The organism is Pseudomonas frederiksbergensis (assembly GCF_017114915.1).
Taxonomy (GTDB): domain Bacteria; phylum Pseudomonadota; class Gammaproteobacteria; order Pseudomonadales; family Pseudomonadaceae; genus Aquipseudomonas; species Aquipseudomonas frederiksbergensis_I.
Map to the genome: position 1 here is coordinate 114,123 of NZ_JAAUOE010000003.1, position 22,607 is coordinate 136,729.

Annotated in this window: 17 protein-coding genes; all 17 read left to right on the top strand. The window is 60.2% G+C overall.

Translation table 11 applies throughout. The features are described 5' to 3' along the window. The first annotated feature begins 22 nt into the window (after positions 1 to 22). The 17 genes from HCU66_RS03485 to pseC all read left to right on the top strand — a co-directional run bounded on the left by HCU66_RS03485 (position 23) and on the right by pseC (position 22,605). Entirely contained in the window at positions 23 to 763 is a 741-nt protein-coding gene (locus HCU66_RS03485; protein ID WP_205887175.1) for a flagellar basal body rod protein FlgF, read from the top strand. Positions 764 to 808: 45 nt separating this feature from the next. Continuing rightward, positions 809 to 1,594, top strand: coding sequence for a flagellar basal-body rod protein FlgG (flgG, locus tag HCU66_RS03490; protein ID WP_205887176.1), 786 nt, complete (start codon positions 809 to 811; stop codon positions 1,592 to 1,594). A 52-nt stretch (positions 1,595 to 1,646) separates the two neighbouring features. Further along, positions 1,647 to 2,342, top strand: coding sequence for a flagellar basal body L-ring protein FlgH (gene flgH, locus HCU66_RS03495; protein WP_030130509.1), 696 nt, complete (start codon positions 1,647 to 1,649; stop codon positions 2,340 to 2,342). An 18-nt stretch (positions 2,343 to 2,360) separates the two neighbouring features. Then, positions 2,361 to 3,470: a flagellar basal body P-ring protein FlgI gene (locus HCU66_RS03500; protein WP_205887308.1), complete on the top strand. Its 1,110-nt coding sequence runs from the start codon at positions 2,361 to 2,363 to the stop codon at positions 3,468 to 3,470. Between the two features lie 11 nt (positions 3,471 to 3,481). Next, positions 3,482 to 4,768 carry a flagellar assembly peptidoglycan hydrolase FlgJ gene (gene flgJ, locus HCU66_RS03505; protein WP_205887177.1) on the top strand — a complete coding sequence of 429 codons (1,287 nt, stop codon included), beginning with the start codon at positions 3,482 to 3,484 and terminating at the stop codon, positions 4,766 to 4,768. Positions 4,769 to 4,791: 23 nt separating this feature from the next. After that, positions 4,792 to 6,852, top strand: coding sequence for a flagellar hook-associated protein FlgK (gene flgK / locus HCU66_RS03510; RefSeq protein ID WP_205887178.1), 2,061 nt, complete (start codon positions 4,792 to 4,794; stop codon positions 6,850 to 6,852). Positions 6,853 to 6,865: 13 nt separating this feature from the next. Next, a complete protein-coding gene (locus tag HCU66_RS03515; RefSeq protein WP_205887179.1) occupies positions 6,866 to 8,431 on the top strand; it encodes a flagellar hook-associated protein 3 in 1,566 nt (521 codons plus the stop codon). Positions 8,432 to 8,527: 96 nt separating this feature from the next. Beyond that, entirely contained in the window at positions 8,528 to 12,088 is a 3,561-nt protein-coding gene (locus HCU66_RS03520) for a glycosyltransferase (protein ID WP_205887180.1), read from the top strand. A gap of 255 nt (positions 12,089 to 12,343) precedes the next feature. After that, a complete protein-coding gene (gene rfbF / locus HCU66_RS03525; RefSeq protein ID WP_205887181.1) occupies positions 12,344 to 13,117 on the top strand; it encodes a glucose-1-phosphate cytidylyltransferase in 774 nt (257 codons plus the stop codon). Then, positions 13,099 to 14,181 (top strand): CDP-glucose 4,6-dehydratase, encoded by a 1,083-nt coding sequence (rfbG, locus tag HCU66_RS03530; protein WP_205887182.1) that lies wholly within the window; start codon positions 13,099 to 13,101, stop codon positions 14,179 to 14,181. The genes rfbF and rfbG overlap by 19 nt, the downstream gene beginning before the upstream one ends. Beyond that, positions 14,178 to 14,738 (top strand): dTDP-4-dehydrorhamnose 3,5-epimerase, encoded by a 561-nt coding sequence (gene rfbC, locus HCU66_RS03535; protein ID WP_205887183.1) that lies wholly within the window; start codon positions 14,178 to 14,180, stop codon positions 14,736 to 14,738. The genes rfbG and rfbC overlap by 4 nt, the downstream gene beginning before the upstream one ends. An 11-nt stretch (positions 14,739 to 14,749) precedes the next feature. Then, complete coding sequence (locus HCU66_RS03540) at positions 14,750 to 15,607, top strand: NAD-dependent epimerase/dehydratase family protein (RefSeq protein ID WP_205887184.1); 858 nt, start codon at positions 14,750 to 14,752, stop codon at positions 15,605 to 15,607. Then, positions 15,597 to 16,667 (top strand): class I SAM-dependent methyltransferase, encoded by a 1,071-nt coding sequence (locus tag HCU66_RS03545; RefSeq protein ID WP_205887185.1) that lies wholly within the window; start codon positions 15,597 to 15,599, stop codon positions 16,665 to 16,667. Before HCU66_RS03540 ends, HCU66_RS03545 begins: the two co-directional genes overlap by 11 nt. Positions 16,668 to 16,683: 16 nt before the next feature. After that, entirely contained in the window at positions 16,684 to 17,421 is a 738-nt protein-coding gene (locus HCU66_RS03550) for a cephalosporin hydroxylase family protein (protein WP_205887186.1), read from the top strand. Between the two features lie 51 nt (positions 17,422 to 17,472). After that, complete coding sequence (locus tag HCU66_RS03555) at positions 17,473 to 20,412, top strand: TIGR00180 family glycosyltransferase (protein WP_205887187.1); 2,940 nt, start codon at positions 17,473 to 17,475, stop codon at positions 20,410 to 20,412. 31 nt (positions 20,413 to 20,443) lie between these two features. Beyond that, positions 20,444 to 21,445 (top strand): UDP-N-acetylglucosamine 4,6-dehydratase (inverting), encoded by a 1,002-nt coding sequence (pseB, locus tag HCU66_RS03560; protein ID WP_205887188.1) that lies wholly within the window; start codon positions 20,444 to 20,446, stop codon positions 21,443 to 21,445. Continuing rightward, positions 21,442 to 22,605 carry a UDP-4-amino-4,6-dideoxy-N-acetyl-beta-L-altrosamine transaminase gene (gene pseC, locus HCU66_RS03565; protein ID WP_205887189.1) on the top strand — a complete coding sequence of 388 codons (1,164 nt, stop codon included), beginning with the start codon at positions 21,442 to 21,444 and terminating at the stop codon, positions 22,603 to 22,605. Before pseB ends, pseC begins: the two co-directional genes overlap by 4 nt. Positions 22,606 to 22,607 lie beyond the last annotated feature (2 nt).

Sequence of the window (22,607 nt, forward strand, 5' to 3'; positions counted from 1 at the left end):
TCCGGCATGCAGAGGAAAGAGTGTGGACAAGTACCTTTATGTGGCAATGACCGGCGCCAGCCAGAATGCACTGGCGCAGAAGGCTCATGCCAACAACCTGGCGAACATCTCTACCAACGGTTTTCAAAAGGACCTGGAGCAGGCCCGTTCGATGCCTGTGTTTGGTGACAGCTTTCCGGCGCGCGCATTTGCCATGAGCGAACGTCCGGCCACCGACTTCTCCGCAGGCTCGCTGGTGGAAACCGGTCGCGACCTCGATGTCGCGGTGCAAGGCAACGGCTGGATCGCCGTGCAGAACCCCGATGGCGGTGAGAGCTACGTGCGCACCGGCAGCCTGAACGTTGACGCCCTGGGCGTGCTGCGCGCCGGCAACGGTATGCCGGTGATGGGCAATGGCGGACCGATTGCGGTGCCGCCCGAGCAGCAGATCGAAATCGGCGAAGACGGCACCATCAGCATCCGTGCGATGGGCGAAGGCCCGCGGGTGATGGCTGAAGTCGACCGCATCAAACTGGTCAACCCGGACTTCAGGAACATGACCAAAGGCCTGGACGGTTCGATCCACACCAAGGACGGCAAGCCGGCGCAAGCCGATGCCAACGTCAAGCTGGTGTCCGGCTTCCTGGAGTCGAGCAACGTCAATGCCGTGGAAGAAATGACTTCGGTGCTGGCGCTGGCCAAGCAGTTCGAGCTGCACGTCAAGATGATGAACACCGCCAAAGACGATGACCAGGCCATGGCTCGGGTCTTGCAGATCAGCTAATTATCAGAACGTCGCGCCGTAAAACAGGCGCACGAGGAGAATCGAATGCTTCCGGCTCTATGGGTTGCCAAAACAGGTCTGTCCGCCCAGGACACCAACCTCACCACCATTTCCAACAACCTGGCGAACGTATCGACCACGGGTTTCAAACGTGACCGCGCCGAGTTCCAGGACTTGCTGTATCAGATCAAACGCCAGCCAGGCGCCCAGTCGACCCAGGACAGCGAACTGCCGTCGGGTCTGCAAGTGGGTACCGGTGTGCGCATCGTCGGCACTCAGAAAAACTTCACCGCCGGCAGCCTGCAAACCACCGAGCAGCCACTGGACATGGCCATCGACGGTCGCGGTTTCTTTCAGATCCTGCAGCCCGATGGCACCACGTCCTACACCCGTGACGGTACCTTCCACCTGGACTCCAACGGCCAGATCGTCAACGCCAGCGGCTTCGCCCTGGAGCCGGCCATTGTCATTCCGAACAACGCCCAGACCTTCACCGTCGGCCGTGACGGCACCGTGTCCATCACCGTTGCCGGCAACCCGGCCGCTCAGGTGATCGGCAACCTGCAAACCGCCGACTTCATCAACCCGGCCGGTCTGCAAGCGGTGGGTAACAACCTGTTCCTGGAAACCGCTGCCAGTGGCGCGCCGCAAGTCGGCACTCCGGGCCTGGCCGGTTTCGGCACCACGCTGCAGAACACCCTGGAAACGTCCAACGTCAGCACCGTTGAAGAGATGGTCAATATGATCACCACTCAGCGCGCCTACGAGATGAACTCCAAAGTGATCTCCACCGCCGACCAGATGCTCTCGTTCGTAACGCAGAATCTGTAATCAAGTCTATGAGGCGGCCATGAGGTCGCCTGCAACACCGTGAGGTAGGGGCATGAATCGCTTTGTATCTGTTCTGGCACTGAGTGGGGCCGTTGTGCTCGCGGGCTGCGTCGCCCCGCCGCCCAAGCCCAATGACCCTTACTACGCCCCGGTGTTGCCGCGCACGCCGCTACCGGCTGCCGCCAATAACGGCTCGATCTACCAGGCCGGTTTCGAACAAAACCTGTACAGCGACCGCAAGGCGTTCCGGGTCGGAGACATCATCACCATCACCCTGAACGAGCGCACCCAGGCGAGCAAGAACGCCAACTCGCAGATCGACAAGAACAGCAAGACCGACATCGGCCTGAGCTCATTTTTCGGGGGCGGCCTGAGCACCAGTGATCCAGTGGGCAGCGGTAGCTTGAGTCTGGATGTCGGTTATGAAGGTGACCGCGCCACCAAGGGCGACAGCAAGTCCGGCCAGAGCAACAGCCTGACCGGTTCGATCACCGTGACCGTTGCTGACGTGTTGCCCAACGGCATCATCGCCGTGCGTGGCGAGAAGTGGCTGACCCTCAATACTGGTGACGAGCTGGTGCGGATTGCCGGCCTCGTTCGTGCCGATGACATCGCCACCGACAACACCGTGTCGTCGACCCGCGTCGCCGATGCACGCATCACCTATTCGGGCACCGGTGCGTTTGCCGATGCGAGTCAGCCAGGCTGGTTCGACCGTTTCTTCCTCAGCCCGCTGTTCCCTTTCTAGGTGGCTTTTCTGGTGAGCATGTTGAATCTTAAACACCTGATGGTGGCCGCCTTTTTGTTGTCCGCAGCCTTCGATGTTCAGGCCGAGCGGCTGAAGGACATCGCCAGTATTTCCGGCGTGCGTTCCAACCAATTGATCGGCTACGGCCTGGTGGTCGGGCTTAACGGCACCGGCGACCAGACGACCCAGACCCCGTTCACCCTGCAGACCTTCAACAACATGCTCTCGCAGTTTGGCATCAAGGTGCCGCCAGGTTCCGGCAACGTGCAATTGAAGAACGTCGCGGCCGTGTCGATCAGTGCTGATCTGCCGGCGTTTGCCAAGCCGGGTCAGCAGATAGATATCACCGTAGCGTCCATCGGTAACTCCAAGAGCCTGCGCGGCGGCACCTTGCTGTTGACGCCGCTCAAAGGTATCGACGGCAACGTCTACGCCGTGGCTCAAGGCAACCTGGTGGTCGGCGGCTTCGATGCCGAAGGTCGTGACGGTTCCAAGATCACCGTCAACGTTCCATCGGCCGGTCGCATCCCGGGCGGTGCATCGGTCGAGCGTGCGGTGCCGAGCGGCTTCAATCAGGGCAACAGCCTGACACTGAATCTCAACCGTTCGGACTTCACCACCGCCAAGCGCATCGTCGACAAAATCAACGACATGCTCGGCCCTGGCGTCGCTCAGGCCATTGACGGTGGCTCGATCCGCGTGACCGCGCCGCTCGATCCGAGCCAGCGGGTCGACTATTTGTCGATCCTCGAAAACCTCGAAGTCGACCCGGGTCAGGCGGTGGCGAAAGTCATCATCAACTCGCGCACCGGCACCATCGTGATCGGTCAGAACGTCAAGGTTTCCCCGGCCGCCGTGACCCACGGCAGCCTGACCGTGACCATCACCGAAGACCCGATCGTCAGCCAGCCAGGTCCTCTGTCCAACGGGCAGACGGCGGTCGTGCCGCGCTCGCGGGTCAATGCGCAGCAAGAAGCCAAGCCGATGTTCAAGTTCGGCCCGGGCACCACCCTCGACGAGATCGTTCGTGCGGTGAACCAGGTCGGCGCGGCACCGGGTGACTTGATGGCGATCCTCGAAGCGCTGAAACAGGCCGGCGCGTTGCAAGCCGACCTGATCGTGATCTGAGGACGGCGATCATGGATATGCGCAAAAGCGGTCTGGTCAGCAGCAGCGACTCGGGTTCCTACTCGGACCTGAACCGCCTGAACCAGCTCAAGGTCGGCGACAAGAACAGCGATGCGAACATGCGCAAAGTGGCGCAGGAATTCGAGTCGCTGTTCCTCGGTGAAATGCTCAAGTCCATGCGCTCGGCCACCGAAGCGCTGGGGCAGGACAATCCGCTCAACACGCCAGCGGCCAAGCAATACCAGGAAATGTACGACCAGCAGTTGGCCGTTTCCCTGTCCCGCGAAGGCGGCGGTATCGGTTTGGCCGACGTGCTGATGCGCCAGATGTCGAAGAACAAACCGCTGGCGCCGGGTGAGGCTGCAGCCGCGTCTGCCGCCAAGCAGGCTGCCGCGAAAGCTGCCGTGGAAACGCCGATTGCCGCCGGCACGGTCGCCACCAACGGGCCGCTGTCGCGCCTCAATGGTGAGCGCCCGTTGTGGGCGTCGCGCTCGGTGACGGCGCCGGCCGGAGCGGGTGAGGGCGCTCACCGCAACGACATGGCACTGATCAATCAGCGGCGTCTGGCGCTGCCGCCGAAACTCGCCGACCGTTTGCTCGCAGGGCTGGTGCCGTCGGCATCGACCACCACCGCAGCGCAGAACAAAATCCAGCTGCCGCAGAACACCACGACCGGTGCCGGCCCGCTGTACAACGGCGACTGGCTGGCTTCGCAAACGGATACGACCTCCAGTGGGCGCCTGCAGATTTATGGGCGTGCCATGGCGCAAATCCCCCTGGCGCCGCCGAAGAAAGCCTTCAGTTCCGCCGACGAATTCGTCAACACCATGCTGCCGATGGCCAAAGAGGCCGCCGACCGAATCGGTGTCGATCCGCGTTACCTGGTGGCTCAGGCCGCCCTGGAAACCGGTTGGGGCAAATCGGTCATGCGCGCCCAGGATGGCAGCAGCAGCCACAACCTGTTCGGCATCAAGGCCAGCGGTAACTGGAAGGGCGATTCGGCGCGGGCGATCACCAGCGAATTCAGAAATGGCGCGATGGTCAAGGAGACGGCCGAGTTCCGTTCCTACGCCTCTTACAAGGACAGCTTCCATGACCTTGTGACGCTGCTGCAAAGCAACAATCGCTATCAAGATGTGCTGAAGTCGGCCGATAACCCGGAACAGTTTGTACGCGAGTTGCAAAAAGCCGGGTATGCAACCGACCCGGATTACGCAAGCAAGATTTCGCAGATAGCCAAGCAGATGACGAGTTACCAGAACTACGCTGCGGCGGGCGCTTCCACTACGCCTTTATAGGCACAAGGCATAAGGTTTGAATCATGAGTTTGCTCAACATCGGGATGTCGGGTTTATCCGCTGGCCAAAGCGCATTGATGGTGACCGGTAACAACATTGCCAACGCCGACACCGCAGGCTACTCGCGTCAGCAAACCGTGCAGGGCACCAAGGCCGCGAATCAGTTCGGCAATGTCTACATCGGCACGGGTACGACCCTGGCCGATGTGCGTCGGGTGTACAACAGCTACCTCGATGCGCAACTGCAAACCAGCACCTCGCTCAACAGCGACTCGGCGGCCTACGCCGGGCAGATCAGCCCGCTCGATAAGTTGCTGTCTGACAGCGGCACCGGCCTCAATGGCGCCCTGACCAAGTTCTTTGCCTCGGTACAGAACGTCAACGCCAAACCGGGCGACGATGCTTCCCGCCAACTGCTGCTCAGCGATGCGCAAGCCCTGAGCAACCGGTTCAACTCGATCTCCAGCCAGTTGACCACGCAGAACGCGAACATCAACGGCAATCTGGAGAACATGGCCGATCAGATCAACAAACTGGCGACCACCGTGGCCCAGTTGAACCAGAAGATCTCCGAAGTTTCCAACGCCGGCGGCCAGCCCAACGACTTGCTCGACGCGCGTAACGAGACTGTGCGCCAGTTGTCCACCTTCACCGGTGCGCAAGTGATCGAGCGCGACGGTAACCTCGACATTTACCTGGGCAGCGGTCAGCCGCTGGTCATGGGCAGCACCGCCAGCAAGCTGGAAGTGGTGCCGAGCAAAGACGACCCGTCGCGTTCGGCCATTCAGCTCAACCGCGGCTCGAGCACCATCGACATCACCTCGGTGATGACCGGTGGCGAAATGGGCGGCTTGCTGCGTTATCGCAGCACCGTGCTGGACCCGGCCATGAATGAGCTGGGGCGCGTGGCGCTGGTCGTTGCCGATCAGATGAACACCATCCAGGCCCAGGGCATCGACAAGAACGGTGACTTCGGTTCGAACCTGTTCAACAGCATCAACAGTGCCGCGCAAATGGCCCAGCGCAGCGTTGCCACGGTCGGCAACAGTGCCGGCTCAGGCAACTTCGACGTGAGCATCGAGGACAGCGGCAAGCTGACCATCAACGATTACAAAGTCACCTTCACCAGCGCCACCAACTACACCGTGCAGCGCCTGCCTGAAGGCACCGCCATGGGTGCGTTCAGCACGTTGACCACGCCGCCGCCGGTGATCGATGGCTTCTCCATGAAGCTCACCGGGGGTACCGCCGCCGCCGGCGACACGTTCAAGATCACCCCGACCCGTAACGCGGCGACCAACATAAAGACCGAGATGACCGACTCCAAACGTCTGGCCATCGCGGCACCGTTGGGTGCAGCCATCGCGCCGGGTGGCAGCGGTACCTTGACCATTGCGGCCAGCGGTCAACCGACCCTGACCACGCAGTTCAATATCTACGACTCGGCCACCACCCTGGCCATTCAGAATGGCCTGAAGAATTCGACCCCGGTCAAAGTGGTTTTTGGTGCCACCGGTGGCACCACCCAGACTTACCAGTTGCTCGATGCCAAAGGTAATGCACTCAGTACCGGCACCATTGTGCCGGGCCAGAACAATACACTGAGCCTGAGTATTCCACTGGTCGACGCCAGCGGCGCCGCGATCATGGATCCGGGGCCGCCAGCCGTGCAGCGCACCGCGACTTTCGACATGACCGTGGCCGGTTCGCCAGGTCAAGGCACTGCGATCAACGTCACGCTCAGTCAGCCCGGCACCCTGGACAACCGCAACGGCACCGTACTGGCTGGCTTGCAAACCAAGCAGGCCGTGGATACCGGGTCGGCCAGCAATGGCATTTCCCTGACCGACGCCTACGGCAAACTGGTCGAGGGCGTCGGCGCCAAGGCCGCGCAAGGCAAGCTCGACAGCGCTGCCACCGAGGCAATCCTGGCCAACGCCAAGGGCGCTCGCGATTCGCTGTCGGGTGTCGACCTTGATGAGGAAACCGGCAACCTGGTCAAGTATCAGCAGTACTACACCGCGTCTTCGCAGATCATCAAGGCTGCGCAGGAAATCTTCAGCACACTGATCAACAGTCTTTAAGGAGTCGTAGCCCATGCGCATTTCTACCGCCCAGTTTTACGAGTCCTCTGCTGCCAACTATCAGAAGAATTTCGCCAATGTGGTCAAGAGCAGCGAAGAGGCCAGCAGTCTGGTTCGCGTCAAGACCGCGGCCGATGATCCGGTCGGCGCTTCGCGTCTGTTGCAATTGGGTCAGCAGGCTTCGATGCTCGATCAGTACGAAGCCAACGCCACGACCATCAAGGCGACCCTCGGTGCTACCGAAGCGGTGATGACCAGCATCGGCAATGTATTGCAGCGCGCCAGGGAACTGGCCGTTGGCGCGGGCAATGCCGGTTACACCGATGCCGACCGCCAAGCCAACGCCTCGGAGCTGGGGCAGATCGAAGAGCAGTTGCTGAGCCTGATGAACAATAAGGACGAGAACGGCAAGTACATCTTCGCCGGCTCCAAGGGCGATACCGTGCCGTTCACACGCAACAATGACGGGACTTACAGCTATAACGGCGATCAGGTGACTCTTGACTTGGTGATCGGTGACACCATGTCGATGGCCACCAACAGCACCGGTTGGGATGCGTTCCAGCAAGCGATCAACACCAGCCGCAGCGAAGTCACCAGGACTGCGCCGGTCGTGGATGACGGCCGCGTGACCCTGTCCAACGGCCAGGTGTCGTCGAACGTCACCTACAACGACAAATTCCGCAGTGGCGAGCCATATACCGTGGACTTCGTCAGCGGCACCCAGCTGCAGATCACCGACTCGGCCGGCAACGACGTGACTGCCGAAGCCAGTCAGGGCGGCGCATTCGATCCGGCCAGCAAGGTGGGCCAAGCCGTCACTTTCCGCGGCGTCGAGCTGACTTTGAACATCAACCTGGGCGCTGGCGACACCGCGGCGACCGTGCTGCCTGGTCACACTTTTACCCTGGCGGCCAAGCCGGACACCTTCAGCGCTACCGGCAGCCCGGGCAACCCTTCGGCGGCGCAGGTCACCGGCAGCAGCATCACCAATCCGGTGGATTACCACGCCAGTTTCCCTACCGGCTCGGCGATTCTGAAGTTCACCAGCGCCACCGCCTTCGAACTGTACGCAGCGCCCTTGACGGCCAACAGCAAGCCGGTGTCTACCGGAACCATGGCTGGCAGCGTCGCCACGGCATCGGGTGTGAGCTTCACCCTGACCGGTACGCCGGCGGCCAACGATCAGTTCAGCATCGCGGTCAACACTCACGAAACCCAGAACATCCTGGACACCGTGAGCCAGTTGAAAACCGCATTGAATACGCCAACCAACGGTGACCCGATCGCTACTCAGAAACTGCAAGCGTCACTGGCTTCAGGCATTGCCAACCTGGCCAGCGGTATTGATCAGCTGTCCAGCGCCTTGAGTTCGGTCGGTGGTCGCGGTGCTGCCCTGGATACCCAGAGCGATACCAACCAGAGCCTTAAACTGGCCAACACCCAGACCCAATCGTCGATCCGCGATTCCGATGCGGCCGAAGTGATGACCCGACTGACCTTGCAACAAACCATGTTGCAGGCCTCGCAACTGGCCTTCAGCAAGATTGCTCAGTTGGGCCTGTTCAACAAGGTCTGAGCCTGCGCCTGCCGAGCAGCCAACCGTCTTTTTTTTAAGCGGTTCCGGGGCCTCTGCCTGAAAGGGTAGAGGCCCGCCGCTCGAGAGTTTCCCGCCGTGAATCAACGCCCCCTCGTCAGCATCGTCATCCCTGCCTTCAACCCGCGCTTTTTCAGTCAGGCATTGGAAAGTGCGCTCGCCCAGACTTACGAGCACGTCGAAATCGTTATTTGTGACGATTCGTCTGGCGACGAGATCCGCGACATTGTCGAGGCCTTCATCGAGCCGGCTCACCCGGTTCGCTACCTGCGCAATCCACAACATCTCGGGTTGCAGAAGAATGTGCTGCGTTGCGTAGAGCAAGCCGGTGGCGAATTCATCAAAGTGTTGTGCGACGACGATCGTCTGTTTGCGCCCAGCGTTGCGTTGCAGGCGCAGGTGTTGATCGACCACGCGGACGTGAATGTGGTGTTTGCCCTGCGGATGCTCAGCGACGCCGGCAATTTTCTGTTGCCGTCGCGGGTGGATAATTGCCGCTTTTGTCCAAGCGATGCGTTGCTCAAGGGCGACGATATGCTGGCGATTTTCGAGGGCACGCCCAAGAACTTCCTCGGCAATTTCAGCTCTGCCTTGATGCGTCGCGCTGATGTGCTGGAGCTGTTGCCAGCCTTGATCCAGGAAGGCGCCGGGTTCATCGCCATGCTCGATTTCGCCTTGTTCGTGTGCCTGATGCGCCGCGCTAACCTGGTGTCACTGAACACCGTGTTGAGCACCGAGCGGCTGTATCCGGAGCGACTGAGTCGAACCCCTGAGATGCTCAAGGCTGCGGCGCTCGAGTGGAGCTGGCTGGCGCAGATGCTTGCGGTACGCAGTGGCGAATCGGCGCCGGCATCGGGCTGGGTTCGCTATATCGACCTGAGCAAAGTCACTGATCAACCCCACGCCTGGGAAGAATTGTATGTGACGCGCATCCTCGGCAACCGCAGCACAGTGGTCAATGGTCGAGTAGGTGGGGAGAGCGAGAGTTACGCCGACTTCTATCGCCAATGGCTGGCGATACGCAGGTTCTCGGCAGTCGAGCAGCGGCTCATGCCAGCGTGCATCGACAGCTGGGCATTCCGCCCGCAGATCGTGCCGATCATCATTGACAGCCGTGCCGACAGCGCAGCGTTGAAATCCACATTGCAGAGCATCAGTGCTCAGCTGTATGCGCCTCAGGCGGTGGTGGTGCTGTCCGATGCGCACTGTGATGCCGATGATCGAATCGTTCAGTTGCCGTTCCAGTCGAACTGGGCGCAACAGCTCAATGCCGTGGTCCCGCAACTGGAAGGCGCCCACTGGTTTTACCTGCTGCGCGCTGGTGACACCTTGCGTGAATCCGCTCTGCTGATTCTGGCAGAGCGCATTGCCGGTTCTGCGGGGCTCCTCTGTGTCTACAGCGATGAGGGTGCGCTGGTCGACGGCGAGTCGATCGACCCGGTGTTCAAGCCCGATTTCAACCTCGACCTGATGCGCGCCTACCCTTACGTCGGCCGAGCCCTGGCCTTCGAACGTCAGCACTTCATGGCGCTGGGCGGGTTTGACCCGGCTCACGGCGAGCTGGCCCCCCATGACCTGATGTGGCGTCTGGTGGAAGAGGTCGGTCCGCAGACCATCGAGCACATCGCGGAAATTCAGGTGGAGTCGAGCCTGGCCTTTTCCGACTGGCTGTCATTACCCGAAGTCATCGAAAACAACGCTGGCATGATCGGTGCGCACCTGGACCGTATCGGTGTGGCGCACGCTGTCCGTCACGAAGAACTGCCACTGATTAATCGCATCGATTACCGGCATGAGACGCGTCCGCTGGTATCGATCATCATCCAGACCGGTGATTCGCTTTACGCCTTGCAGCGTTGCACCGAAGGTTTGATCGAGCGCACGGCTTACACCCGGTACGAAATCCTGATCGTCGACAGCGGCACTGACGACCCGGCGATGCTCGACTGGTTGGTTGCCATGACGCAGCTGGGGGCCGCGATGCTGCGGGTGATTCGTTACGCCGGTGACGCCAACGACGCAGCGATCCGCAACTTCGCCGCGAGCCTGGCTCATGGCGAATACTTGCTGCTGCTCAGTCCTCAGATGTTGATCTGCGACAGCGATTGGCTGGACGAATTGCTCAACCACGCACAGCGTCCCGAAGTGGGGGTGGTCGGTGCCCGGATTCTCAGTCCGCAGGGTGCGATCGTCAGCGCCGGGTTGATCCTCGGGTTGGCGGGGTCGGTCGGTTCGCCATTTGCCGGTGAGGCTGCCGACTCTCGCGGCTACATGCAGCGGTTGCACGTGACCCAGAACTGGAGCGCGGTCAGTGACCGCTGCCTGATGGTTCGCAAGGAAGTTTTCGATAGTCTGGGGCAGCTCGATGAGATGACGTTTACCCACAGCCTCAGCGATGTCGATTTATGCCTGCGGGCGAACGATAACGGCTACCTGGTGGTCTGGACGCCGTACTCCAGCGTGGTGCTGGCCCCGGAAGGCGAGGAGTCGACGCTGCAATTGTGCGAGCGTGAACAGGACGCCTTTTATCATAAATGGCTGCCGAAGATCGCCAGGGATCCGGCCTACAGTCCGGCACTGAGCCTCGGGGTTTCCAGCTTCAGCCTGGAGCCTTCGTTGCGCAACAACTGGAACCCGTTCTGCACCCGTGCATTGCCGTTGATTCTCGGTCTTCCGGTCAATAGCACTGCCGTCGGTCACTACCGGGTGATCGCACCGCTGACGGAACTCGAAGCCACTGGACGAGTGATTGCACGGGTGGCCCATGAGTCGCCGTCGATCGTGGAAATCGAGCGTCTGTCCCCGGACACCATCGTCCTGCAAGGGCGTTACAGCGAAGGCTCGGCCGGCGATATTCTGCGGATGAAAAAGTATTCCAGCGCCCTGCGGGTTTTCGAACTCGACGACTACATTGTTAGCGCACCGAAGAAAAACGCTCACGCCCGCAACAAACCGGTGAACATCGAACAGATGCTGCGCGAAGGCATCGGCCTGTGCGATCGCTTGGTAGTCACTACCCAACCATTGGCCGATGCCTTGTCGAGCATGCACAACGACATTCGCGTGGTGCCGAACATGCTGTCGCCGGACCCTTGGGCCACGCTGACCAGTCGTCGCCGCACCTCCAGCAAGCCGCGCGTTGGTTGGGGTGGTGGCACCAGTCACACCGGGGACCTGGAGATCATTGCCGAGGTGGTGCGCGAGCTGGCGGACGAAGTCGAGTGGGTGTTCTTCGGCATGTGCCCCGACGCCTTGCGCCCGTATGTTCACGAGTTTCATTCCGCTATCGGCTTGCAAAGTTACCCGTTCAAACTGGCGAGCCTGAACCTCGATCTGGCACTGGCTCCGCTGGAGTTCCACATCTTCAACGATTGCAAAAGCAACCTGCGATTGCTGGAGTACGGCGCCTGCGGATACCCGGTGATCTGCACTGACACCGAGGCCTATCGCGGCCACTTGCCGTGCACCAGAGTCTTCAGTAACAGCACGGACGAATGGCGGCAGGCGATTCGCATGCACCTGGCCGACCCGGACGCCAGTTACCGCATGGGTGATGAACTGCGCGAAGCGGTTCATCGGGACTTCATGCTGCGGGGCGATAACTTGAACCACTGGCTGTGGGGTTGGTTGCCGGACTGATTCTGTTATTAGCTCTAAACATCAAAAGATCGCAGGCTTCGACAGGGATGTAGGCCGAAGGCTCGAGCCGCGTTCGGACGATCTTTTTTGTCCTGCGCAATTGGCTCACTTCCTGCAAGTCCCCCATATATCGCCATAAAACCTTCACTGCCAAGGGCGTGAGTGGCCCAGTGGCTGCGGGTAAATGATGTGCATCTGACGGTTCGCCGACCCCCCGAGGGGCTGCCGCGCCGTGCGAAGAGCAAGAGGACAGCGATGAAGGCAGTAATTCTGGCAGGTGGTCTCGGTACGCGCATCAGCGAAGAGTCGCACCTCAAGCCCAAGCCGATGATCGAGATCGGCGGCAAGCCAATTCTTTGGCACATCATGAAACAGTACTCCGCCCACGGAATTCATGACTTCGTGATTTGCCTTGGCTACAAGGGATACGCGATCAAGGACTTCTTCGCCAACTACTTCCTGCACACCTCCGACGTCACTTTCGACATGCGCAATAACCGCATGGATGTTCACCAGAACTATAGCGAGCCGTGGAGCGTCACCCTCATCGACACTGGCGAGGAAACCATGACCGGTGGCCGTCTGTTGCGCACGGCGCCCTATCTGAAAGATGAAAAAGCCTTTTGCTTCACCTATGGCGATGGCGTCTGCGACGTCGACATCAGTGCGCTGGTGAAATTTCACGAGGCCCACGGCAAGTTGGCCACCGTTACCGCTGTGCAACCGCCAGGTCGTTATGGCGCCCTGCAACGCATGGGTGACCAGGTTTTGGGGTTTACTGAAAAACCGCGCGGTGATGGCGGCTGGATCAATGGTGGATTTTTTGTTCTGTCACCGCAGGTACTGCCCTACATCGCGGGTGATGCGACCAGTTGGGAAGCGGAGCCGCTGATGCGTCTGGCCGAGCTTGAGCAATTGCGTGCCTTCGAGCACTCGGGCTTCTGGCAACCGATGGATACCCTGCGCGACAAGAACCACCTCGAAGCACTGTGGCAGAGCGGGGAGGCCCCATGGAAACAATGGGACTGAGCCCGCAATTCTGGTGCGGCAAACGGGTGCTGGTCACCGGGCACACCGGTTTCAAGGGCAGTTGGCTGACTCTGTGGCTGCAAAGCCTCGGTGCCGAGGTCAGCGGTTTTGCCCTCGACCCGTCCACTGAGCCGAGTCTGTTCGAACTGGCGCGGGTGCACGAAGGCATCAATGACCAACGCGGCGATCTGCGTGACCTCGGTGCCCTGCTGGAACTGATCGCCGAGACGCAGCCGCAAATCGTCCTGCACCTGGCGGCCCAGCCGCTGGTGCGCGAAGGCTATCGCGACCCGCTGGGCACCTATTCCAGCAATGTCATGGGCACGCTCAACCTGCTCGAAGCGATCCGTCAGGTTGGTGGCGTGCGTGCCTGTGTGCTGGTGACCACCGACAAGGTCTACGCCAACAAGGAATGGCTGTGGCCCTACCGCGAGGACGAAGCGCTCGGTGGTCACGATCCGTACAGCAGCAGCAAGGCTTGCTGCGAGTTGCTGGCCCAGTCTTATGCCGCGTCGTTTTTCCCCGCCGAAAAGTATGCCGAGCACGGCCTGGCGTTGGCCACTGCCCGTGCCGGCAACGTACTGGGGGGTGGCGACTTTGCCCCGGAGCGCCTGATTCCCGATGTACTCAAAGCCTGGTCGGTCGACGAACCGGTGACCCTGCGCTACCCGCACGCCGTGCGCCCATGGCAACACGCGCTGGAGCCGCTGGCTGGTTATCTGCAACTGGCTGCCGGTCTCTACGAACAAGGCCCTGAGTTTGCCGGTGCATGGAACTTCGGCCCGAGCGAAGCCGACATGTGCAGCGTCGGAGACGTGGTCGAGTTGCTCGCCAACCGCTGGCCGCAAGCACGTGGATTGCGCATCGAACCCAGTGATTTGCACGAAGCAGGCTTGCTGCGCCTGGACAGCAGTCGCGCTCGTCAGGTGCTTGGCTGGCAACCACGCTGGTCGTTGCAGCAGTGCCTGACCCAGACCCTCGATTGGCATCTGGCGTGGCAGAACGGTGACGACATGCGCACGATGACTTTGTGCCAATTGAATTTCTACAGGGAACGGTCATGACTGAGTTCACGCTCCAGACGCTGGCGCTGGATGGGTTGTATCTGATCCAGCAAAAAGTGTTCTGCGATGATCGAGGCCGGTTTGCCCGGCTGTTTTGCCAGAGCCGTCTGACATTGCAGGGCCGCCCGTTTGCCATCCGTCAGATCAACCATTCACGTACGGTCGAAAAGGGCAGTGTGCGTGGCCTGCACTATCAAAAAACCGGCTATGCAGAGTCCAAGCTGATCACCTGCATACGTGGTGCGGTGTGGGACGTGGTGGTGGATCTGCGGCCCCAGTCACCGACGTATTTGCAGTGGCACGCCGAAGAGTTGCAGGCCGACGATGGGCGCAGTTTGCTGATCCCGGCGGGCTTTGCTCATGGTTTTCAATCCCTGACCGACGACTCGGAAGTGCTCTATCTGACAGACGCGGACTACGCGCCGGATCATGAAGCAGGCCTGTCGGTCACAGATCCTGCGTTGTCGATCCCTTGGCCATTGCCCGTCAAGAACCTGTCGGCCAAAGATGCGTGCCATCCTCTGCTGGACAAAGACTTCAGCGGTGTCGAACTGTGACGGGGCACCCCATGACAGTGCTGGTTACTGGCGCCACCGGTTTTGTCGGCCGGCATCTGATCAGCGCCTTGCTCGCCAAAGGTTTCAAGGTCCGTGCGGTTTCTCGAAATATCGAAGCTGCGCGCGCGATGCCGTGGTCCGATGAAGTGGAGTATGTCGCCGCGGATATCCACGCACCGGATCTAGACGTGGAAAGCCTGGCCGATGGTATGGATGCTATTGCGCATCTGGCGTGGGCCGGCCTGCCGAACTACCAGGCACTGTTCCATTTCGAGCGAAACCTGCCACTGGATTACGCGTTTCTCAAGCGGGTGATCGAGGCCGGTGTCAGCCAGGTGCTGGTCACTGGAACCTGTTTTGAGTATGGGCTGCAAAGTGGCCCGTTAAGTGAGGCGATGGCCGCACAGCCCTGCACCCCCTATGGCCTGGCCAAACACACGTTGCGCCTATTCCTCGAAGCCTTGCAGCGTGAGCGCGCGTTCACATTGCAGTGGGTACGGCTGTTCTATCTGCATGGCGAGGGACAGAACCCCAACAGCTTGTTGGCCAGTCTCGACCGGGCCATCGACGCCGGTGACACGCAGTTCAATATGTCGAAGGGCGACCAGTTGCGTGACTACCTGGACATCAGGCAGGCCGCTTCCCGGCTTGCATCACTCATTGCCCGTCGCGATGTCGATGGCGTGATCAACTGTTGCAGCGGCCAACCGGTGTCCGTGCGGGCGCTGGTTGAGCAGCGTGTGCGCGAGCGCCAATCCTCCATCGTCCTGAATCTTGGGCACTACGGTTATTCCGTCCATGAACCCATGGCATTTTGGGGTGTTGCCCAGCGGATTTCGCAACTGACGGGAGAAGAGCATGCAGCATGAACTCTATCGAGCGTCCGGGCTGCCGGTTCTGCAGAACCGCACGTTTGCCAGCGCTGAACAGGCTCAGGTGTCGGGCAGTGCGGATATTGTGCTGGTGCAGGACAGCCGGAGCGGGCTCATCTTCAACCAGGCATTTGACGCAAGCAAACTCAGCTATGACGCCGACTATCAAAACGAACAGGCCCATTCGGCGCAATTTCAGCAGCACCTGAATGATGTCGAAGTAATCCTGGCACGTCATTTCAAGAATAAAAGCCTGATTGAAGTCGGCTGCGGCAAAGGCTACTTCCTGGAAATGCTTCGGGGGCTCGGCTATGCCATCACCGGGATCGACCCTTCCTATGAAGGTGACAATGCCGAAGTGATCAAAGCCCCTTTCACCCAGGAACTGGGGCTGGCCGCCGAAGCGATCGTCCTGCGCCACGTGCTGGAACATATCAGCGACCCGGTCAGCTTCCTGGCTGAAATTGCCCGTGCCAACCATGGTGGGCAGATTTACATCGAAGTGCCGTGCTTCGACTGGATTGTCGAGCACAACGCCTGGTTCGATGTTTTCTACGAACACGTGAATTACTTCCGTCTTGCGGATTTGCGCGCAATGTTCGGAACGGTGCACGAGGCGGGGCACCTTTTCGGTGGTCAGTACCTGTACATCGTTGCGGATCTGTCGACGTTGCGCCGCATGCCGGTCGAGACACCGTCGTTGCTGACGCTGCCGGAACATTTCACCGCCAGCCTCGACCGTGCGGTGCAGATCATTCAAGCGGCGCCTGAGCAAGGTTCGGCGATCTGGGGCGCGTCGTCCAAAGGCGTGATTTATTCGCTGTTCCTGCAACGAGCGGGCGTGGCGGTGGATCGCGTGGTGGATATCAATCCGGCCAAACAGGGGCGTTATCTACCTCTGAGCGGCGTGCGGGTGTCCTCACAGCAAGAGGCCATGGATGCCTTGCCCGAAGGCGCCAACCTGTTTGTGATGAACTCCAACTACCTCGAAGAAATCAAGCGGATGACCGGTGGACGCTACGTCTATCACGCCGTCGACAGCGCTTCGTTCCAGTGACTATTGAGATTCTGAAATGACCGACTACAGCATCAATAAAGCCTTCGAAGCCGAATGCCAGGAACAGATCGCCCAACAGGGTGACAACCAGAAACTCACGGGCCTGGCCCGGGATTTCTTCAACGAATCGGCCAGGCACAAATACAGCTACCACTTCTCGTGGATGGGCCGCCCAATCATTCAGCTGCCCCAAGACATGATGGCAATGCAGGAGATCATCTGGCAGGTCAAACCTGATCTGGTCATCGAGTGCGGCATCGCCCACGGCGGTTCGATCATCTACTACGCATCCTTGCTGGAGCTGCAAGGCCACGGTGAAGTGCTGGGTATCGATCTCGACATTCGTGCGCACAACCGCGAAGCCATCGAAAACCACCCGATGAGCAAGCGCATTTCCATGATCGAAGGTTCGAGCATCGATCCTGCAACCGCTGCCCAGGTACGCGCCGCGGCCGAAGGCAAGAAAGTCATTCTGGTGCTGGACTCCAACCACACCCACGATCACGTACTCGAAGAGTTGCGTCTGTATGCACCACTGGTTTCGGTGGACAGCTACTGCGTGGTCATGGACACCGTGGTTGAAGACATGCCGGCCGATTTTTTCCCGGATCGTCCTTGGGGCCCGGGCGATAACCCGAAGACCGCGGTGTGGAAGTACCTGGAAGAAAACCAGGATTTCGAAATCGATCGGCAACTGCAAAACAAGCTGCTGATCACCGTAGCGCCGGATGGTTATCTGCGCCGCGTTCGTTAATAAAAAGTGGTTTCAGGTTCTTGGCGATTGGCCGGTTGTGGGGATGGAAAGATGCAGGTTCAAAACAGTGCTCAAAACAACGTTGCGCCGCTGAGCGAGCGGTTCACGGTGGTGGTGATTTCCCACAACCGAAACGCGTTCCTGCGGCGTACTTTGCAGTACTACAGTCACTATCCCTGTACGATTCTGGTTCTGGACTCGTCCGTTGAGGGCGATGAGCACATGGCCCGGGACTTCCCGTCAGTCGACTATCGCCACTTGCCGCAATACACCTATCAGGGGCTGCAGGAAAAACTCACTTACGGCGTCAATCAGGTCACCACGCCGTACATGGTGTTTGCTGCCGATGACGACTTCCTGTTGCATGGCGCCCTGACCGAGTCGGTGGAGTTTCTTGAAGCCAACCCTGACTATGGCCTGTGCCATGGCTACGGGATGATGTACCTGGCCCGTGCCACCGAAGTGAACTACTACCGCCGCGACCAGAGGGTGCAAGAGGATTACAACTCAGAGCAGCCTGAAGGTCGGGTAATGGAATTCATGGGCCAGTTCCTGCCGCCGTTCTATGCGGTGACCCGCACGGACCTGCTGCAACAGTGGTACAGCCTGTTGCCTCCCGGCACCAGTTTCGAGTGGCAGGAAATCGGCCACGCGTTCTACCTGCTGGCGTGTTCCAAGGCGCGGATCTTGCCGATTCCCTACGCGGTGCGTGAGGCGAATTATGGCGCCTCGGATCACCAAACCAATGTGTTGACCGTGCTGACGTACAAAGATGCGAAAACCGTCGCCGACCGCGAGCAGTTTGCGCAATTCCTGGCCTCGATCCCGACGCAGTTCAGCGACAGTGACAGCGACCCGGCCCGGGTCAAACAGATTGTTCTGGACAGTTTTACCGCCATGGCCGACTGCCTGCTCGAAGGTCGTTCGCTCAGAGCTACCCTGATCTTCCGTTCGACCTGGATCGAGGTGGGGCGCGAGCCGGTTCGCTCGTTCGGCCCCGAGCAGTTCGTCGAAATGCCGTTCTACAACAAACCGATGTTCGACCTGCTGACCGAGTTCGAATTCCTGCTGCACGCGATGCCCGCCGGTCGCCTGCAACTTAAGGAACTGGAAGGCATCTTGCTCAAGCAGCACGAGCTGATGCGAATTCAACCTAACGACAACGACCGCACCATCCGCGCCCGTTTGTGGGAGGCACTGAGTCTTAACCGGTTCAACCGGTCGGTGGTCAAGCGCCTGATCGAGTCGCTCGAAGGCAGCGAGGACCAGGACGAGAAGCTCAAGCTTCAAGCATGGGCCACACGTCTGGATTCGTTCCCGGGGCAGGATGACCGCACACTGTTTCAGAACATGCCGTCCGGGCGTTTGCTCGACTGGATTGAAGCGCGCAGTCCCGATACTGCTCAACTTTCAGCGATCTCCAAACATCTGGCCAGGCACAATGGTGGCCCACAATTCGGCATTCTGTTGCTGGACCTGGACGCCGACATGGTCAAGTTGCAGGCAACCTTCGACAGCCTGGTTAACGGCCACTGCAGGGCCTTCAAGGTAGTGGTCTTCACTACCGGCGACATGCCGGCGACCACGTCCGTGCGCGACACCGTGCACTTCGTCAAAGTCACCACTGCCAACTACGTCGAGCGCATCAACCAGATCGTCGCCCAATGGTCTGTCGACTGGCTGCTGCTGGCCGAGGCCGGGGACCAGTTGACCCCAAGCGGGTTGCTGCGCGCCAGCCTTGAGCTGATCGGCGCCGAGGGTGTGCGTGCGGTGGCGATGGATGAAATTCAGCGTCAGGCCAACGGTTCTCTGGCGGATGTGTTCCGCCCTGGCGTCAACCTCGACCTGCTGCAAACCGTGCCGTCACTGATGGCGCGGCATTGGTTGATCCAGCGTGACGTGTTGGCTCAGGCCAGAGGCTTCTCGACCGAGTACACCCAGGCCCTGGAGTTTGACCTGTTGCTGCGTCTGATCGAAGACGGCGGTCTCGGTGGTCTGGCTCATCTGGCCGAACCCTTGCTGATCTGCAACGCGCCGGCCACTGAAGAAAATGCTCAGGAACGTCAGGTCCTGAGCCGTCATCTGAGCAATCGTGGGTATCGCGGCCAGGTCAGCTCGACGCTGCCGCAGACCTGGCAGATCGACTATCAGCACGCTCAGCGACCGATGGTGTCGATCATCCTCCAGAGCCAGGACAACCTGGAACACCTGCAACGTGCATTGGTCAGCGTACTGCAACGCACCCGCTACCAGCGTCACGAAGTGCTGATTGTCGACAACCACAGCCAATCGCCGGAATTGGCCGAATGGCTGAGCAGCCTTGAGGGCAAAGGCGATCGCATTCGTGTCGTGCGCAGCGGTCAGCGCCTGAGTGCCTCGGCGCTGAATAATTTTGCCTGCGCCGAGGCCAAAGGGGACTACCTGGTGTTGCTGTCGGCAGAGTCCGAAGTGATCAATGCCAACTGGCTCGACGCCCTGCTCAATCAGGCTCAGCGTCCGGAAGTCGGCATCGTTGGCGCCAAATTGATGGACACTCGTGGCGTCACCACCCTGGCCGGGTTGGTCCTGGGTTTGAATGGCGATATTGACTCGGCGTTTATCGGTGAGCGTAAAGACGCCAAAGGCTATCTGAATGGCCATCAAGTGGAGCAGAACTATTCGGCGGTGTCCGGTGCGTGCCTGATGATTCGCAAGGACTTGTATGAAGCGGTCGGAGGCCTGGACGAAGAGCGTTTCGACGAGGCCTTCGCTGATGTCGACCTGTGCCTGAAAGTCGCCGATGCCGGTTACCTCACTGTCTGGACGCCACAAGCGCAACTGTTGCACCCGGGCGTGCTGCCTGAGGCAACCCAGGCCCGTGCCGCTCTGCGCGACAAGTGGCAGGCCCGTTTCGCTCAGGACGTCGCCTACAACCAGAACCTGGCCTTGACCGGCAAGGGCTTTACTCTCAGTGAGCCGACCCGTGTGAACTGGGCGCAGCTGCTCGCATAAGCCTGGCTGACAGGTAAAAGGACCCAAGGCAATGTTCAACGGTAAATCGATTTTCATCTCCGGCGGTACCGGCTCGTTCGGACGCAATTTCATCCGTCGGCTGCTGGAGCAATACCAGCCCAAGCGTGTGGTGGTGTTTTCCCGCGATGAGCTCAAGCAGTACGAGATGCAGCAGACGTTCAATGCACCGTGCATGCGTTACTTCATCGGTGATGTGCGCGATGCCGAACGTTTACGTCAGGCCATGCGCGGCATCGATTACGTTGTGCATGCCGCGGCCCTGAAACAAGTACCGGCAGCGGAATACAACCCCACCGAATGCATCCGCACCAACGTCAACGGCGCGGAAAACATCATCGCCGCGGCCATCGACAACGGCGTGAAAAAAGTCGTCGCACTGTCTACTGACAAGGCCGCCAGCCCGATCAACCTGTACGGCGCGACCAAGCTGCTGTCGGACAAACTGTTCGTGGCCGCCAACAACATCGCCGGCGAACAGCAGACCCGCTTTGCCGTGGTGCGCTACGGTAACGTCGCCGGCTCGCGGGGTTCGGTGGTGCCGTTCTTCAGCAAGCTGATTGCCGAGGGCGCCAAGGAGCTGCCAATCACCGACGAGCGTATGACGCGGTTCTGGATCACCCTCGATCACGGTGTGAAGTTTGTGCTCGACAGCTTCGCGCGCATGCACGGCGGTGAAGTGTTTGTGCCGAAGATCCCGTCGATTCGCATCGTCGATCTGGCGCAGGGCATGGCTGAACATTTGCCGCACAAACACGTCGGCATTCGTCCGGGTGAAAAGCTCCATGAATTGATGGTGCCGCTGGACGACGCGCGCATGACCCTGGAGTTCGATGATCACTACACCATTCAGCCGTCGATCCGTTTCACCAGCGTCGACGTGGATTTTGCCGTGGACAAACTGGGCGAGCAGGGCCGGCCGGTGAGCGAAGATTTCGAGTACCGCTCCGACACCAACCCGCACTTCCTGTCGGTCGGTCAGATCGCAGACCTGCACGCGGAGCTGTCGGCATGATTCCCTACGGTCGGCAAAGCCTGGATCAGGAAGACATCGACGCGGTGATTACCGTGTTGCAGTCCGACTGGCTGACTCAAGGGCCGACCATCGAGCGTTTCGAACAGGCCATGGCCGAGCGTTGCCAGGCCGATTTTGCGGTCGCGGTATGCAATGCCACCGCGGCGTTGCACATTGCCTGTCTCGCCGCGGGCCTGGGACCGGGCGATCGGTTATGGACCACGCCGAACACCTTTCTGGCCTCGGCCAACTGCGGTCGCTACTGCGGCGCCGACGTTGATTTCGTCGACATCGATCCGCTGACCTGGAACCTCGACACCGACGCCTTGGCGTCGAAGCTTGAAATCGCCGAGCGCGACGGCAAGCTTCCAAAAGTACTGGTGGCGGTGGCGTTTTCCGGGCAGAGCTGCGATATGCGCATGATCGCCGAATTGGCCGAGCGCTATGGTTTGACGGTGATTGAGGATGCCTCCCACGCAGTCGGCGCGTCCTATGCCGGGCGCCCGGTGGGTTGTGGCGAATTTGCGGCGATGACGGTGTTCAGTTTCCACCCGGTGAAGATCATCACCAGTGCCGAAGGCGGCATGGTGTTGACCAATCGCCCGGAACTGGCCGAACGCTTGCAGCGCCTGCGCAGCCACGGCATGACCCGTGACCCTGCGCAGATGACCGAACCCAGCCACGGCCCCTGGTACTACCAGCAAGTGGAGCTGGGTTTCAATTACCGGATCACCGACCTGCAAGCAGCCCTCGGTCTGTCACAGCTGAACAAGCTCGATGGCTTTATCGAGCGTCGACGTGAGCTGGCGGCGCGTTATGACCGGTTGCTGGCGGACTTGCCACTGACCTTGCCCGGCGCACAGCCGGAGGCCGAGTCGGCGTGGCATCTGTACGTGGTGCGCTTGCAGACGGAGCGGATCAATCTCAGTCATCGGCAGGTGTTCGAAGGCTTGCGAGCGGCCGGTGTCGGGGTGAATCTGCACTATATTCCCGTGCACTTGCAGCCGTACTATCGCGACCTGGGTTTTGCCGAAGGTGACTTCCCCCAGGCCGAACGTTATTACGCCGAGGCCATCAGCCTGCCGCTGTTTCCTCTGCTGAGCGATGAACAACAGGATTATGTGGTCGAGCAATTGCGACGGCTGATCCTTGAGGAGTAGTG